Source organism: Clostridium sp., assembly GCF_036569345.1.
In the GTDB taxonomy this organism is placed as follows: Bacteria; Bacillota; Clostridia; order Clostridiales; family Clostridiaceae; genus Clostridium_AD.
This window is the reverse complement of the sequence record NZ_DATCQT010000055.1, coordinates 15,747-34,052: the sequence shown is the minus strand read 5'-3', so window position 1 is coordinate 34,052 and position 18,306 is coordinate 15,747. Positions and strand designations below refer to the sequence as shown.

Sequence of the window (18,306 nt, the reverse complement as noted above, 5' to 3'; positions counted from 1 at the left end):
TTAAACTAAGATTTAACCAAGATTTAACCAAGATTTTAACTAAGAAAATTTTTAAACAGCTAATTGGGTATTGGTTAAAAGGATTAAGTTAACCAATGTTTAACCAATCTTTAGTCAATCTTTAGTCGATCATAGGAGGATATGCAATGAATAAAACAGCGATAAAAAACTTTGCGATATGGGCAAGAAATAAGCTCATCGCTGAAATAACATATAAAGCCGGATTACTTGGAATTACAGAAAAAGAGATTAAAAGTCCTTTGCCGCAGTCCACGCAGACTGTTAAGTTTTTTGATATTGGAACAAAGGAGCCTTACTCCATTGCTGGTGTTGAGATTGAACAACGCAAAAAATTGGCTGAAGAAATTCATAGAAAAGCCAAGAAGTCTGACTACAAAACCGCTTATCAGAGCTTGGTGGAGGAAGTTGCCTACACTTGGTTTAACCGTCTAATTGCTGTGCGCTTCATGGAAGTGAATGATTATCTACCAACTAGTATCAGAGTACTTTCCTCAGAAAGTAGCAATAAGTCTGAGCCGGATTTGGTCACTAATCCCATGAATGCCGACTTGGACTATACTGCTTATGAAAAAGACCGCATCGTACAGCTGAAAAATGAGAATCAGCTGGATGAACTTTTCCGTATGCTGTTTATCAAGCAGTGCAATGCTTTAAATTCCATTTTACCTGCATTGTTTGAAAAAACCAATGATTTTACTGAGCTTTTGATGAATGTGTCTTTCACTGATCAGGACGGTGTGGTCTATCATCTGATTCATGATATCTCGGAGGCTGACTTCAATGTATCCAAAGAAGGTCAGGTTGAAATCATCGGTTGGATGTATCAGTATTACAATACAGAACCGAAGGGTGAGACCTTTGCACTGCTTAAAAAGAATGTGAAAATTAACAAGCAGCGTATTCCGGCGGCTACGCAGCTATTTACTCCTGACTGGATTGTTCGCTACATGGTAGAGAACAGCCTTGGACGTCTTTGGGTGGAAGGTCATCCAAATGATACCCTGAAATCTCAGTGGAAATATTATCTGGATGAGGCTGATCAAGAAGTGGATGTTCAGGTGCAGCTGGCTGCTATACGTGAAGAATATAAAGCGATAATGCCAGAGGATATTAAGGTTATTGACCCTTGCATGGGCAGTGGTCACATGTTGGTGTATGCTTTTGATGTGCTGATGCAGATTTATGAAAGTTATGGATATAGTCAGCGGGACGCGGCTAAGAACATTATTGAGAAAAATATATATGGCCTTGATATTGATAACCGTGCTTATCAGTTGGCTTATTTTGCTGTAACGATGAAGGCGAGACAATATAATCGCCGTATTTTGAAAGGTAAGATTTCCAGCCATGTTTATGCCATTCAGGAAAGCAACGGGATTAACCGTGAGCAGCTGAAATATTTTGGAGTAGGATTGAGTGATATTGAGAAGAATTCTGCCCTAACGCAGATGCAGTATCTGTTGGACACAATGCATGATGCAAAGGAATATGGTTCTATTCTCAATATTAATCAGTTAGATTTGAATTTACTTTATAGATTTGTAGGCAATGTTGGCATGGATGAACAGTTAACACTCGATGCTATTGGGTTGGATGATACTCAGAAGCAATTGATTCAACTGGTTGAAATAGTTGCTGTAATGACGCAAAAATATGATGTAGTAGTAACAAATCCACCTTACATGGGAAATAAGGGAATGGATGCGAAGTTAACTGAGTTCGTTCAAAAGGAGTATTTTAATAGCAAGTTGGACTTGTTTGCTGTGTTCATTCAAAGATGCATACAGTTAACTAAAAAAAATAGATATCAAGCAATGATAACGCAGCATTCTTGGATGTTTTTAGCAAGTTTTGCAACAATGCGGGAAGAAATATTGTGCCAAACAACAATCACAAATATGGCTCATTTAGGCGCTCGAGCTTTTGATGAGATAGGTGGAGAGGTCGTTCAGACGGTAGCCTTCGTATTAAACAATTCAGCGATGGACAATTATAATAGTTCCTTTTCAAGATTGGTTAAGTATAACAGTCAAGACGAAAAAGAGCGTGGATTTTTCAATAAAGATAACATTTATATAGCACAAGCAAAGCAGTTTTTTACAATCCCTAATAAACCTGTAGCGTATTGGATTGAAAAAGGCATTTTATCAATGTTCTCCAATTATGAAAAAATTGGAGATGTTTATCAAACAAAACTTGGAATGTCAACTAATAATAATAATCGTTTCCTTAGGTTTTGGTATGAGGTTAATTTAAAAGAGACTTATTTTTCAAGAAAGCATGGTGATAAGCAAGTGTATTCTGAAAAATGGTTTCCATATAGCAAGGGTGGTGGCTATAGAAAATGGTATGGGAATTTTGAATATTTAATCAACTGGTATGATAATGGATTTGAGGTTAAAGAGTTGGCATCTCAGTTATATGGAAGTTATTCTCGTACCTGTAAGAATACACAGTTTTTTTTCAAGAATGGTTTAACTTGGGGCCTAATTACTCCAGGAGTTTATTCATGCAGATATTTGCCAGAAGGTTTCGTTTTGGGAGATGCAGGTCCGATGTGTTTTTCAGAAGATGACAATTATTATGTATTAGGATATTTGAACTCAGGAGTTGTTAGTAAAATTCTTTCTATTATCAATCCAACAATAAACTGTAGTACCGGAGTAATTTCCGCTGTTCCAATTTGCCCTTCGAATGTATTTAGAAAGCAAATTGTAGATATTGTGGTTGACAACATTTTCATTTCAAAAGATGATTCAAATTCTTTTGAAACATCATGGGATTTTTTAAAACATCCATTTTTACTTTATAACACGGATGATACAATCAACAATGCTTTTAAAATGTGGTCTCAGTATAAAGAAACACAATTTATGAAGCTTAAAGCTAATGAAGAAGAGGTGAATCGTGTTTTTATTAGTATTTTTGAGCTCCAGGAGGAACTTAACTCAGAAGTGGATGATAAAGATGTATCAGTTCGTAAGGCGGATATTAATCGTGATATTCGTTCTTTCATTTCATATGTAGTTGGTTGTATGTTTGGCCGCTATAGCATTGATATCGATGGTCTTGCTTATGCTGGTGGTGAATGGGATGTCAACAAATATAGCACCTTTATTCCAGATCGAGATAATATTCTTCCAATAACCGACGAAGAGTACTTTGAAGATGATGTTGTAGGATTGCTATACACTTTTTTAAAAAAGACATTTGGAACAGAAAACTTAGAAGAAAACCTTGATTTTATTGCAAAAGCTCTGGGTAACAAGGGCAATAGTTCACGTGAAATCATACGCAGTTACTTTCTGAAAGATTTCTTCAAAGATCACTGCAAGATTTATAAGAAGCGTCCTATATATTGGCAGTTTGACAGTGGTAAAGCGGATGGGTTTAAAGCTATTGTCTACATGCACCGATATAATGAGGATACCATTGGCAATTTACGTATTGATTACCTTCATCGGATGCAACGGATTTATGAAAGTGAGATTTTACGGATGCAGGAAATCATAGAAAACAGCAAAGATGCACGTGAGATGACAGCGGCTACAAAACGAAAAGAAAAGCTTGTTAAACAACTTAAAGAAACCAAAGAATATGATGAGAAAATTGCTCATTTGGCTCTTGCACGTATCGCCATTGATTTGGATGACGGTGTGAAAGTGAATTACGAAAAAATTCAGACTGATACCGATGGCAAGAAACTTGCAGTGCTGGCGAAAATTTGAGGGGGAAAACCGATGTGCAATGAAAATTTGGCTAGCAATAAACTAAAATCAGTATTACCAAACTTGGTATTCAAAGAAGATTTACCATCACTTAGTAAGAAAGACTTTTGCAAGGAACTTTTAGGGGTAATACAGATTGAAGGAGAGACAATAAGTGAAATAGAGATCGAAAATATAATTAGTAATTATATTTTTGTTTCTGAGCGTGTTCGTAATGATTTGAGGGAAATAGATAAAAGTTTAGCTGAGTTAAAATCACTTGATGCTGCTACCCTGTCAGATGAAGATTATAAGCACAAAAAATATCGGTATTTTGCTGGATTAAATAAAAATGCTAAAACAGAAATTATTGATTTTTATAGTGATAAACTTATTGATTTTGTTGTTGAAAACAAGTCATATAAGTATGTCGAACGAAAAGATGATAAGCTAACTATGCTATTCCTTGATGGAAGATATGAATATGCTCATTTCAAGAGGTATTTTGACTTTAAGCATGACTTTAGCACGGAAGCAAAGATACGTTTTATCCCGGGTATTGAACTTGTTAAAGTAGAAAAAACTGTAAATGAGTATATTAAACTGAAAGTTTCCTCTTTTGAGAATTACAAAGAGGAAATAGCACGAATGGTGACTGAAAACCACTGTATTGAATATGTACGAGACAAGGTATCAAGCAATCATTACCTTTCCAGAAGAATTGAAATCTTTGATACCCTTGTTGAACTGTTTAATGAAAAGAAATATCAAGCTTTCGTTGCCATTGCAGTGATTCAATTGGAAGGAGTGTTCTATGATTGTTGCTCTATAATGGCAAAAAAAGAACTTGGAAATAAAGCTGGGACATTGGTAGAGAAAGTCGAAAAAGTATTTAGAGAGAACAGAGTTATGGAATTAGCTGTTTATCCTTATTTTGCATTTGATGTCCCAGATCTTCGTAACGAAGTTGCACACAATGGCATTATCTTAGGAAAAGAACTGCAAACTATTGCAAATGAAATAATTCTCGACTTATATTCTATTGTCTATTGGGCTTGTCGTTTGAGTAATGACAAATATATCTCACTAATGATGACAATGGACAAAATCAATGAAACACCTGATGCAGATGAAGAACAAGTAATTGGAACACTTTTTTGCGAGTTGTTCTCCTGTTATCAGATATCAAATCGTGAGTTTATTGACGTCTTGAAATCCCCAGAAAACTATCAAACAGAAATTGGATTCTATAAGCCACCTACAGGAAGCACTACGGGACTATCTTTAGTAGAAGCCGTTACTTTCCTTTCTTCAAAAGTTAAAAGTGAAGTATTCTGGAAATTCATCAAGCAACAGATAGACGTTGATAATGAAGAGCACACGAAAGGGAAGCCGTATGATTTTATTGATTTTGTGATTCAATTTAAAAATGAGTTTATCCTTATTCTGGGGAAAGGAACGCCTGAAAAAATAGCGTGTCAAGAAGTAGCTAAGTTACTCAGACCTTTTGAGGATGCAGATAAAACAAAGGCAGGTGAATAAGATGGCTGAATTAAACCTCAAACAGATAACAGATAAGCTAAATGCTGAATTCACCGGTGAAACCAGAAAACTTGTCTTTTGGTATGATGACAAAGCGGAGTTTGCTGAGGATATTGATATATTGGAGTTGGTCAACGCCAAGGTGTATCACTTAGAGATAGACAATCAGTTCTATACAAAATACTTTTTAGAGCGTTTGGATTGTACGACCAACTATCTGATTTATGCTCCATTCCCACGTCCCAATGTGGGGGATAATCATTTGGAAGATACTATGCTATATTCTAAGCGATTTTTCGCAGACCGTGCATCATTGCTCACGGTTGATCTTGGAATTGATGAAAAATATAAACCGGTAATTCAGAAATATATTAAGTTCTTTGCAGCTAAGGATCGTACTCAGAAATTTTATGATTTAGAGATTGAGAATTTCACCAAAGAAACTATTGAAGTGGCTCTCATGAGCGTTATCTGTAAGACCAGAACTGCCTTTTTCGATGAGGTTGTTCGTGTTGTCTTGACGGATGACCGCCTTGAAGAAAATAAGTTCCTTGCGGAGTTTGAAAAATATGATCTTCTTGCTGCCTTCTGGCGCCAATGCGAGGAACAGTTTGGCTATAACGATGTGAAAGCTACACTTGAAAAGCTTGCAGTTACTATGTTTGTTACATATACAGAACGATATCTTCATGGAGAACTACCACAGGCTTGGAAAAGTTTTGTGTCCTTTAAATCTGGTAACATTATTGCTTTTCTAGATAACCTTATGAACAATGTGTTGTATAGAGAGAAATATAATAAAATTTCTTCCTATGTTGCCAAGGGTCTAAATGTAGCTGCTGCTTTTGAGGACTATAGTCCAGAGACTCTAATTGACTGTGATACATTTGCAGTAATAGACATTTTTATTATTAGTTGGGTGAATGACAGACTTTTAAATGAGGATAGCGGTGCAAAGCTGGGTGACCTTACTATTCCAGATATTTGTCAGGATCGACGCAAGAAGCATTTTGGAGAAGGCTGTCAGGTTCAGTATCTCCTTTTGGAGAATGCATATTATTTGATTTTGGCAGCAAAATATCATTGTAAGGAAAGCTTAAAAGATATTGTGGATCAGTATCTTGATTCCGACTGCCTGATCGATAACCACTATAGAAAGTTTTATTATTACTATGACAAGATAAGTGAAAATACATCCTTTGAGAAACTGCGTGATTTGGTAGAAAATATTTACACCAATGAATATCTGTCCAAAGTGATTCCAGAGTGGAATTCTTGTCTGGTTAGTGAGGAGATGTTGACTACCATTCCATTGCAGCGAAATTTCTACAATCAATATATCCGTTCTAGTAAGGACCGAGTTGTTCTTATTATTTCTGATGCAATGCGCTATGAAGTTGGGCGTTCGCTTTTCTTGAAACTTCAGGATGATGAAAAATGTAATGCTAAATTGGATGCTATGCTGAGCGTACTGCCGTCTTATACAAGGCTTGGAATGGCAGTTCTGCTTCCTCATAAGAGACTTACAATGACAGATGATTACAAGGTGTTGGTTGATGATATGCATTGTGATGATTTGAAACAGCGTGAAGCAATCTTAAAAAAATATTCTCCTAACAGCAGGTGCATTCAGTTTGATGATATGAAAACTATGAAACAAGCGCAGATGCGTGATGTGTTAACTGGCATGGATGTAGTTTATGTTTACCACAACCAGATTGATGCCCGTGGTGATAAGCCTAATACAGAAAATGAGGTATTTACTGCCTGTGAAGAAGCAATTGAAGAAATTTTTGCTTTGATTAAGCGTTTATCTGTTAGTGCAAATACCTATCATTTTATAGTGACAGCTGATCATGGATTTATCTATAAACGTGATAAACTGCAAGAGAGTGATAAGATTGCAAATGCTGCTGGTAAGAGTGCTTTTGTCAATCGTCGTTTTATCGTCTCAGAACAGCCAATGCAGGATGATGGAATTGCATCTGTATCTATGGGTAAAATCCTTGATAATGCCGACAATAAAGTGGTATCTTTCCCTGTCAATTCAAATGTGTTTAAGGTAGCTGGGGGTGGACAGAACTTTGTACATGGTGGGTCTTCTCCTCAGGAGATGATTGTGCCTGTTATTGATGTTAAAATTGAAAAAGGGTATATGGAAACGCGTGCGGCACAGATTATGCTGGTCAGCATGGTTCAAAAAATTACAAACCTGATTTCCTCCTTAGATTTCATTCAATCGGAACCTGTCAGCGATGTGATTAAGTCAACCAGCTACAAGGTCTTCTTTATTTCTGAAGACAATGAGAAGATATCAAATGAGTGCATTTATGTTGCAGATAAAAAGGATGTTGATCCTCAAAAGAGAATCTTCCGTTTAAGGTTTAACTTTAAGAATAAACAGTATGATAAGGCCAAGAGATATTATCTGGTGGCTTATGATGAAAAGAATGATTTGGAAGTCCTCCGTCATGGCGTGGTAATGGATATTGCTTTTGCCAACGGCTTTGGATTTAACGTATAAGGGGGCGAGAGCATGAGTGAGTCAGAACAGGAAATTGGAACTAGAAAAGATGAACTTTTTGAAAAATTGCATACCTATTTTGATGGTAAAATAGTGCGAAAAGACCTTACCAAAAAAATTAAAGAAGGCGCCAATGTTCCAGTTTATGTGCTAGAGTATCTTCTTGGTATGTATTGTTCAAGTACAGATGAAGATGTTATCGAACAGGGCGTACAGAATGTGAAAAATATACTTGCAGACAATTTTGTGCGCCCAGATGAAGCCCAAAAAATCATATCAAAGTTACGTGAAATGGGGAGTTATACTGTTATAGATAAGATATCAGTAAAACTAAATTATAAAGTTGATAGATATGAGGCCGAATTCTCTAATTTAGGGATAAAAAATGTTCCTATTTCAGAAAGTTATCCTTCACAATTTGAGCGATTACTATGTGGAGGAATTTGGTGTATAGTTCAATTGGAATATTTTTATGATGAAGCAGATAACAATAGATGCCCATTTTTAATTAACAAGTTAACACCTATTCAAATGCCAAATCTTGATTTAGAAGAAGTAATAACTGGTAGAGACCAGTTTTCAAAGGAAGAGTGGATAACCGTACTTCTAAGATCTGTAGGGATGGAAGCCTCAAAATTTTCGGATAGAGTTAAATGGCTACTTCTAGCAAGAATGATACCCTTAGTTGAAAATAATTTTAATCTATGTGAACTTGGACCTAGAGGTACAGGAAAATCACATGTGTATAAAGAGATTTCGCCCAATAGTATACTGGTTTCTGGTGGTCAGACTACGGTTGCCAATTTGTTTTATAATATGGCCAATAAGACTGTGGGACTTGTAGGAATGTGGGATTGTGTAGCTTTTGATGAAGTTGCAGGTATGACTTTTAAGGATAGAGATGGAATTCAAATTATGAAAGATTATATGGCATCGGGATCGTTTTCTAGAGGCAAAGAAGAAAAGAGCGCATCAGCATCAATGGTATTTATAGGAAATATTAATCAAAGCGTGGATGTTCTTTTAAAAACTTCTCATTTGTTTGATCCATTTCCAGAAGCCATGTCAAATGACAGTGCGTTTTTCGATAGAATGCATTGCTATGTTCCAGGCTGGGAAATCCCTAAGTATAGACCTGAATTCTTTACTGATGATTATGGCTTTATAACGGATTATTTATCAGAGTTTATGAGGGAATTTAAAAAGAGGTCTTTTGCTGACGCTTTTGATAAGTACTTTAAATTAGGTAATAATTTAAATCAGAGAGATGTTATTGCAGTAAGAAAGATGGTCTCGGGACTAGTTAAACTCATTTATCCACATGGTAAATTTGAAAAAGAAGACATTGAAGAGATACTTAGATTTGCACTTGAATGTAGACGAAGAGTAAAAGAGCAACTCAAGAAAATAGGTGGTATGGAGTTTTATGATGTTAATTTCTCTTATATAGACAATGAAACCCTTGCAGAAGAATTTGTACCCGTGCCAGAACAAGGTGGTGGTAAACTCATTGTAGAAGGTACCCATAAACCAGGTCAACTATATACTGTTTCGCATGGCAAATCAGGTATGATAGGAGTATTTAAACTAGAGGTTGAAATGGTATCTGGTTCAGGTAAATTTGAGCATACGGGCATTGGTTCAGATAGGGAAGTTAAAGAATCTGTGGATACTGCCTTTAGATATCTAAAAGCTAATAGTAAAAATATCAGTGGATCAATTAGTATGGTTTCAAAAGATTACTTAATGCATGTGCAAGACATTAATGGGATAGGAATGACTAACCAACTGACATTACCTTCACTTGTTGCGTTATGTTCAGCAGCTATGAGAAAACCAATAGTCAGTAGCCTTGCTATACTTGGGAACTTAAGCATTGGTGGAACAATTATAAAGGTTGAGGATTTGGCAAATGTATTGCAAGTATGTCTTGATAGTGGTGCTAAAAAGATTCTGGTTCCAATAACATCAGCGATGGATATGGGGACAGTACCGCCAGAGTTAATGGGTAAATTTAATCTGATATTTTATCAATCGCCAGAGGATGCTGTATTTAAAGCATTGGGGGTTGAATAGTTAAAATTATAAAAGTAATAAGTGGGGATTGATGAGCTAGAATGTTCAGATCTGTGCTTATTATTTTTTATATAAATAGAGGAGATTATACTTTATTGTAAAAACTGAGAAGAATACATCAGAGTATTATTTTGTTAAGAAGTTAAACCATATAACCAGAGGAATTATAGATGGTAAACGATGAGGAATGATAGAGGCGTGGGTTAGGTAGGTACTACTTCAGAGAAATTTGCTAATTAGTTAGTTAAAGCTATGATTACTTTAGGGTTTGTTAATATCAAAGTTAGATAGGTAAAGATGATGTTGAACTAAGTATACTAGATTGTATAGGCTATTATAAACCAGTTGGACATATCTTGGGCTAACTTACCATGCACAAATAGAAGCCTATAAGAAGTAAGGTTTCTAGGGCTTGTCGTTTGCCAAATTGGTAACAAAACTGCACATAACAACTTGTGGGCAAACTAATTTAAAAGGATAGAGTGGAACGTTATTTCAGATGTACTTTTGAGTAGAAAAGAGAGCATATTAAATTAGAATTCAGTTATATATTTTCTTGTAAAATATTATCAAGTTTTGTATAATAGTGTTAATATTAGGTTATATTTGAAAAATATACACAGTGAAGGGATGATTTTATGGGGGAAGGTTTATTATTTAAAAAGGTAGATTTACATACACATACGCCAGAATCAAAATGTTTTAAAAATAAAAATATAACACCACAAGAATTTGTGAATGCAGCTATAAATAAAAAATTATCGGCCATAGCTATAACTGATCATAACACGGGAAAATGGATAGATAAGGCTAAGGAAGCAGCAATAAGTAAGCCTTTAACTATATTTCCTGGTGTTGAAATAACTGTTTCCCCAGGTATACACATAATTGCAATTTTAGATGAAAATAAAGGTACTGAAGATATACAAAATTTACTCGGAGCATTAAAGATACCTGCAGAAGAGCAGGGTCAATCAGATGCAATATGCAAACTTGGAGCAGCGGAAGTTATTGATATTATAAAGGAAAAAGATGGATTAGCTATACTTGCACATATTGATGGAATAAAGGGTGCATATACAACCTTTACTGGTAACCCACAGAGAAGATTATTTAATGAATCAAGGTACGATGCGGTTGAAACGTCAAGCGGTGATTTACCAGCAGATTATACTAAGGAAAATGGATTCTTTAGAATACCAGCTTGTTATCAAGCTTCTGATAATCCTGATCCTGAAGAGCCAATAAAACATTCGATTGAGGGCTTAGGTTCTAGTTGCTCTTACTTTAAATTAGGTAATAAAATTACAATAGAAGGGTTGAGACAATGTTTTATAGATTCAAAGGTTAGAATTAAGAAAATGGAATATGCTCAAGAAGCGTTATATCCCAAAATACTTAGTCTTAAAGCATCAGAGGGTTTTTTAAAGTTTCAGAATATTAAATTTCATAGAGGATTAAATAGCATAATTGGTGGAAAGGGTGTTGGGAAGTCATTAATCGTGGAACTACTTAGATTTGCATTTGATCAGAACTCAAGTAATAAAGATATCTTAAAAGACCATGAGAGTAAACTTGAAAAACGATTAGGAGTACAGAATTCTGTTGAAGTTGTTTTCCAAAAGGAGAGCGGTACTACATACATGATAAAACGTACTCTAGAGGGCGAATATGCTTGCAAGAATTTAATAACTGATGAAGTATATAACGGTAACATCAAGGAACTATTTCCAATTCTTGCATATAGTCAAATGGAGGTTATAAAGACAGCAGAGGATGAAGGTGCGCAGCTTTTATTAATAGATGGATTTACCGACTTGCATGACGAAAATAGAATTATAAGCATGCTTCAACAAAATTTGAATGATAATGATAAACAATTAGGAGATTCAAATAAATCATATTTTACTTTGGAGAGTCTTGAAAGGGACCTTAATACATTACAGGAACAGATAAACGAAATAGATAAAACTATGGGTGGCAATGAGGCTGATAACAATACGCTAAATGAATATAAAGTATGTGAGGCTAAAAATACATTTCTTAACTCCCAATTAAAATACATAGAAAGTTTGAAAAATATTGTAGTAGAAACATATACAAAAATTGAAAATGCCCATTCAATTGAAATCAATGCTGAAGATAAAAGTGATGGTCTAATATGTGGAATTGAAGAGAAGATAGTTAATTGCCAGAGTAAGCTGCTAGAAGAACTTAAAAATTCTGAGAATGAAATCATGGTAACTTATAATTTGGTTGATTCGCAAATACTTGAGTGGCAATTAATTTTTAAAAGTAAAGAAGAAGAGTACAATAAGTTAGTTAAGGAATCTAATGAGAAGAAGATATTAGCATCAAGCAGAAAGACTCTAATTGATAGCAAGAAGCTAACTTCCAGTTACCTCCTAGCACCTCGGAGGAACTAACATAAGTTGGAAATGAAATGGACAACTTATGTTTGCTAAAAATTGATCAAAAGTTTGCTGATGGAATCCAAGAGGTAGAAGAAACTCAGAGCTGTTCGAGATGCCAAAAGGGTCATCTGGTAATAAGGGAGAACAACTTAGATAATAATAAATTTTCAGGTTGTAGTAATTATCCATTATGTGACCTAACATTTAAGCAACTTGAGATTATAAATGATCATGTTAAATGTACCTCATGTGGTAGCTATATGGTGAAAAGATCAGGACGAAATGGAAAATTTTACGGATGTATCAATTATCCATATTGCAATAACACTATAAAATTTGAATCTATAGCTAATAAAATAAATAACAAAACAACTAATTTAGAATTTCAATTTTCAAATGATGAAAGAACACATTGAAGGAAGTAAGAGGTGCTAAATTTAGCCGAATTTTAAACAAGTGTGGAGAAGGCACATATTAAGTCTTCTTTTTTTTTACGTATTAAATTTGGACAATAGGTATAGCAGATGATAGGTGCTGCAAAGATTAATCTTTGCAGCACGTTTATTGTATAGTGTGCAATTTAAGCATGTAACCTTATGATGGTTATAATAACAATTAGTTAATATTTTGGGATAGATATGGTATTATGTTAATATATTACTTAAAGAATTGGGGGGCAAGAGAATGTCATTTTTAGAAAATGCGATTTCTGCAATTATTAATAGTAAGAAAACGGTGACTAAGCCTATATTTATTAAAAAATTCACTAGGGATAATGAACAACTGAAAGACTTAATTGAACTTTCAAATAAGGTAGTTTCAGGTAAAAAAAGATTGATTGATAGAGATATCATGTTATTAAAGTATGGTCTAGATGGAGAGAACAATGTTAGTTATGAGCTTCAAAATTCATTTATCCCAATGTTATGTCTGCATGATATCAGATTACAATTTGAGGACTATATTGCTCAACTTGATTTTGTCCTAATAACTTATAAGTTTATTTATGTTTTAGAAACTAAAAAACTTAATGGAGATATAGAGATTAATTCTGATGGGGACTTTATAAGAACTATAAAAAGTAATGCTGGGAAAGCTATTAAGAAAGAAGGCATATATAGTCCTATTACACAAAATCAAAGACATGTAAAAATATTAAAGGATATCTTAATTAGAGAAAAGATAATTAAAGCTATACCAATAAATTCCGCGGTTATTATTGCCAACCCTAAAACAATAATGAAGAAAACGAAATGTCCTAAGGTAATTCAAAATCTTATATATAAATATGATCAGTTAACAACTTTATTAAATACGGAATTAAGTTCTGTAAAAAATGATCCGGAAATGAGAGAGAAGCTAATGTATGAGATAGCTGATTATCTTGTGGAAAATAATAGACCAATAAAATTTGATAATAAAGCAAAGTACTCATTAACTGATGAAGACTTCGATATAAGTGAAAAGGTGATTAATAAGGGAAAAGTTGAAAGCCAAATAACTGATGAGGTAAAAGCCGAAGACGCCGTGAAAATGATTGCTAAGGAAATACAATTTAAAGAAAAGGATATTATTACGGAAGAATTAACACCTAAGGTAGCAGTTTCAGCTATAGATGTTTATAGTATTTTAAAAGCATATAGATTAAAAACTTCAAGGGATGAGGGAATAAAGCCATATATGGTTTTTAATAATGCTGAGATGGAAACACTTATTAAAGCTAATCCCAAATCAGAGAGTGAATTACATATGGTTAAAGGGTTCGGGGATAAGAAAATTGAAAAATATGGGGAAAAAATATTGGAAATTTTGAATAGATAAAGGGTTATACATAAAATAGAAAATGCAGCTCAGATGAAACATTGAAGAGGATTTAAGGTTGAGAACCTCCAAAAATAGTAGAAAAATAGAAAATATTATAAAGGATTTCTAATCATAGGAATCCTTTAAAACATATCTAGATTGAAATGCTAACTACAGTAAAGAAAGTTAAAAAGGTTAAAAAAAGAAAATGATTCCGAATAAGGTTATGCGAAAAGTTCTATAAATTAATAAGAGTGAAAGAATAAAATAAATTCGGAGGCTAATGTATATGAAATATATAATAAATGACGCTCATATTAGTGGGAAAAATGATGTATAAGAGTGAAAAATTTCTAAAAGCGGAATAGTTCATGATTTGGATTTTTTTAATGAATTCTATTACTTGGAGGTAATGGATTAATTACAGGCTTGAATTTCATAGACAAAAATCATAACATATGTAATGGCAATTTGATAAAAGCTAAAAAATAAATAGGAAAACGGCAATGGAAAATGTAACTTTTACCATTGCCATTTTTATTGAAACTAAAAGATCATGACAAGCGTTTATATTATGTGCTTTGCTATAGACAAGAGGACTTGGTAGCAGATTGGGATAATATGGAAGAATAAAACTTATAGAATCAACAACTGTTACTCTATTAAAGTTTGTTTTACATGGAATCATAATCTTGTATGCATGATTGAATAAATAGTAAGAAATGTGGAAATATTTAACACTACATTTCATTTATCTTTAATGATATAATGTCAAAGGAAATTGATAAAACTTGCCAATTTCATAGATTAAAAACAAACTAAAGATAAAATGGAGGTTTATAAATGAAAGAAATAAGTGCCCCTTTTGCAAAATTTAAATTTGAGATTTTTGTGAATAAAATGGTGACCTTCGCAGAAAAAACAATGGATTCTGATTATGCAGTGGCTTGGATTGATAAAGCGGGTGGTTTTCCAGGGTATGATGTGGATAAAAAAGAAAGAGATTATCAGATGGAACTTAAGGAAGAAGGGAAAATGCTGTATTTTTACTTTAGTGATGTTGATTCAGGAGATCCTATTAATTGTGCTAACGGAAAGAAATATACACTTGATAAGTATTCAAACTTTAGTCTAAGTGTTTCAACTACAATTGGATATTTACTTAAGTATAAGGATGGAGAAATCATCATAAATTCCGCAATGAATTCAGGTGAACCATCTCTAGGACCATTACCATCCATAGATCTTTATGATGATTGTGATGTGTTTGATGAACCTATGGGGAAATATATCAAAAAATTTATTGAAAAATAAGAAATATTACGATTTAACTAAGCGTGGAGAAATAAAAATATGCATAAATACAACTAACAATGCTTAGAGATAGGATATAACAAATGATGAGGAGTGATAATAATGATTACTAGTGAAGCAAAAGACAAATTAAAGAAAGTAGAAATATTAGAGTATATTGGATATGATGAAAGGCCTAATACCTATTATTTAATTAAGTATAATGATAAAAAAGCTATATTGCACGTAGATCAGGATTTTCCGGCAGGATTGAGAATATTCTACACACCTTTTGTATATGGAATTGATAACTATGTTGATAACCAAGGAGAAGAGGTACAGGACAACGATGAAGAATATGAAGATGATGAGGATATAAAAATAGTTTTTAATATTGAAGATGAAGAAATAGATTATGATGATTACTTAAAGGGGCTTGGAGCCGAAAAGCTCACTGTTGAAAACTTTAATTATTATTCTAAAGAGCAGGAAATGCTCGACAAAGATTTAGGAGATTATCCTTTAAGTGGTGTTGAACATGAGGAAGTTGTTAAATTACTAAATTTAGTGAAGTATAACCCAAATGCGAGCCTAGATTACGAGGAGGATTAGAGTAGAAGAAGTTGAGAGACACGAAAAAAAAGGATGGTGTAAGTAATGAAAAAAATTGAGATAACCTATGAAAAATTAGACTTTAACAGACTAGTAGGGGCAACATTTAAGTTTGCAGAAAAGCATTTTAAGAAGTACTTCGCTATTCCATGGACTTTTGAAATTGGTGATAGTCCGGTTTATGGCAAAGATGATGACAGCTTAGATAGCTATGAAGACATACCTGAGAATACAGATAGAGACTTTAGAAATGAATTAGTGAATGAGGGGAAATTATTATTCTTCACTTTTAGCACAAATAATACTGATGATTTAATAGCTTGTGCAGATGGTAAAGCGTATGAAATGAATGAAGATAATATATTTAATGACGAGTTCTATATCGGTGATACTGAATGCCTGGGATACCTTTTAAAATATAATGCTGGTATATTGACAATTCAGGCAGCAACGAATTTTTCAGGAGCTTGTATGTGTCCCGCTTCAATAAATATTCCGGAAAATTGTGGCGTTTTTGATGAGCCTATGTATGAATTTATAAAAACATTTATTAATGATGATATTTAGGGCTATCTTTTAAAAACACTCTTCAGATATCTTTGAGGTATGTCCTGTGGAGATGGCTATATGATTAAAAGGAACTTTCTATGAAGGATATATTAAGATGACAGAAGAAAGGAAGAGGTTATAGATATGAAATCTAATGAAACAGATTTTTATAAACAATCAAAAGATCCAATTGAAGATTATGAAACTGAACGAAGTATTATTTCATTTATCCGAAAGCGGAGTATAATCCATAACGAAACGAAGTTAAAACCCTTAGAGCAAATATACAATAGAGTTTTATGCAAGTATGAAAATCTTAACGTTAAGATTGTGCCTGCAGGTGAATGTCCCTGTTGCAAAAAGATAGTTCGTTGCGAACCTGTTTATGAAGAAGTAGGGTACTTTAAAGATGTTGTAAAAAGATTAATCCGCTATTGGGGTACTCCCTTGCGGGAAGTGCCAACATTAACCTGTTGTGGAGCAAGTTTTGATGCCACTTGGTTAGAAGAATATCAAGGTCCTGATTTAATGTACAGAGTTCCCATTGGTTCTTATTTAATCCCTGTAGTGAATAATTCTGATAAATATCCTGTCACAGTTAATGAAGAAGAAGCAAGGCAATTAGCGGAATTAAAACTTAAGCAATCCCAGCTGTTCGATGAGAAGGAAAAAGAATGGATACATGAACTTGGAGAATTTGGTGTTGAAAACTGGAACTCAGTGGCAAAAGGTTTTTCTTCACATTGGCATGAGCACTGCTATGTTGCTATGTTAGAGGAAGTGGTTAGTCACGATTTACTGGATAATATTATAACTAAAAAAGAATTAGCGGAAATGAAAAAAAAATTGCTTCGTAACTCACCTAAAGTCTATAAAGTATTTTATATAGTTCCGGTATTAGGATATTTGTTGAATGCTCTGCCAAGTGAAGCTGAAAACGGACTTCGCTGGAACATTAAGTTTCACAAGGCTCAAGTTGGAAAAGTCATATTAGAACAAGCAATTCTAACCTTTCCCTTGATTGAAGAATTAGAATGGATGAGGATGGAAGCTCTAAATGAGTTAGGTTTGGAAAATAATATTCAAATGAAAGTAATAATTGATAGAATGATTGCTTTGGAGAAAAGACTTCAGGAAAAACAACGAGCCACTGATTTCTTAACAAAGCAAATAAAGGAAATACAGCAGCAAGAAACAAAATCAAAACAAATGCTTGATAAGTTAACAAATGAAAACGAAAAACTTAAGGAGCTTCCAAGCACTGCTGAGCATTTTAAATCTCAGTCAGGAAAGATTAGACAATTTAAGGTTATGATTGGAGAGATGCAAGAGTTTATAAAAAGCTTACCACAAGAATCAATCGAGCAGCCCATTAACTTCGATGATCAGCCTATAATTACTCTTGAAAAGGATGCAATATTTAATACTGAAAAACTCCTGTCAACTAAGGTTTTAGGCATTATAGGTGGTTTCTCAGACCAACTTAAACTACGGAAACCCTATTCTTGTGAAATTATAACAGCTACTGGAAAGAACTTAGAAGACGTTAAACAATTAGTGGACAAGAGTGATATCATAGTTGTATTAACACAACATGTTTCACATGCTGCAATGTGGTTAGCAAAAGAATCCGCTATTGATTATGATAAACCCATAGTTTTTTCTAAACATGAAAATATTTCAATCATCCTAAATGATGCAGCGGCTGCTCTTGATTCATTAATTGGGAATTTGTAGAATTAAATGAATCATGTGTAATGGACAC

General features: G+C 33.8%; 11 protein-coding genes. All 11 read left to right on the top strand.

Annotated elements, in window-relative coordinates; all coding sequences use genetic code 11:
* Positions 1-146: 146 nt before the first annotated feature.
* The 11 genes from pglX (at position 147) to VIM70_RS05295 (ending at position 18,278) form a co-directional block, all read left to right on the top strand.
* Positions 147-3,749 carry a BREX-1 system adenine-specific DNA-methyltransferase PglX gene (gene pglX, locus VIM70_RS05345; protein ID WP_331944701.1) on the top strand — a complete coding sequence of 1,201 codons (3,603 nt, stop codon included), beginning with the start codon at positions 147-149 and terminating at the stop codon, positions 3,747-3,749.
* Between the two features lie 12 nt (positions 3,750-3,761).
* On the top strand, positions 3,762-5,270 hold the full coding sequence (locus tag VIM70_RS05340) for a hypothetical protein (RefSeq protein WP_331944700.1): 1,509 nt from the start codon (positions 3,762-3,764) through the stop codon (positions 5,268-5,270).
* Position 5,271: 1 nt separating this feature from the next.
* The gene (pglZ, locus tag VIM70_RS05335) at positions 5,272-7,794 is read left to right on the top strand and encodes a BREX-1 system phosphatase PglZ type A (protein WP_331944699.1); all 2,523 of its coding nucleotides are present in this window, start codon (positions 5,272-5,274) and stop codon (positions 7,792-7,794) included.
* 12 nt (positions 7,795-7,806) lie between these two features.
* Complete coding sequence (gene brxL, locus VIM70_RS05330; protein ID WP_331944698.1) at positions 7,807-9,870, top strand: protease Lon-related BREX system protein BrxL; 2,064 nt, start codon at positions 7,807-7,809, stop codon at positions 9,868-9,870.
* Between the two features lie 638 nt (positions 9,871-10,508).
* Positions 10,509-12,296 (top strand): PHP domain-containing protein, encoded by a 1,788-nt coding sequence (locus VIM70_RS05325; protein ID WP_331944697.1) that lies wholly within the window; start codon positions 10,509-10,511, stop codon positions 12,294-12,296.
* A 17-nt stretch (positions 12,297-12,313) separates the two neighbouring features.
* Positions 12,314-12,700: a DNA topoisomerase family protein gene (locus tag VIM70_RS05320; RefSeq protein ID WP_331944696.1), complete on the top strand. Its 387-nt coding sequence runs from the start codon at positions 12,314-12,316 to the stop codon at positions 12,698-12,700.
* A 268-nt stretch (positions 12,701-12,968) separates the two neighbouring features.
* Complete coding sequence (locus tag VIM70_RS05315; protein ID WP_331944695.1) at positions 12,969-14,105, top strand: NERD domain-containing protein; 1,137 nt, start codon at positions 12,969-12,971, stop codon at positions 14,103-14,105.
* Between the two features lie 825 nt (positions 14,106-14,930).
* Complete coding sequence (locus VIM70_RS05310) at positions 14,931-15,401, top strand: hypothetical protein (protein WP_331944694.1); 471 nt, start codon at positions 14,931-14,933, stop codon at positions 15,399-15,401.
* Between the two features lie 102 nt (positions 15,402-15,503).
* Positions 15,504-15,992 (top strand): hypothetical protein, encoded by a 489-nt coding sequence (locus tag VIM70_RS05305; RefSeq protein WP_331944693.1) that lies wholly within the window; start codon positions 15,504-15,506, stop codon positions 15,990-15,992.
* A gap of 45 nt (positions 15,993-16,037) precedes the next feature.
* Positions 16,038-16,559 carry a hypothetical protein gene (locus VIM70_RS05300; RefSeq protein WP_331944692.1) on the top strand — a complete coding sequence of 174 codons (522 nt, stop codon included), beginning with the start codon at positions 16,038-16,040 and terminating at the stop codon, positions 16,557-16,559.
* A gap of 126 nt (positions 16,560-16,685) precedes the next feature.
* Complete coding sequence (locus VIM70_RS05295) at positions 16,686-18,278, top strand: DUF2325 domain-containing protein (RefSeq protein WP_331944691.1); 1,593 nt, start codon at positions 16,686-16,688, stop codon at positions 18,276-18,278.
* Positions 18,279-18,306 lie beyond the last annotated feature (28 nt).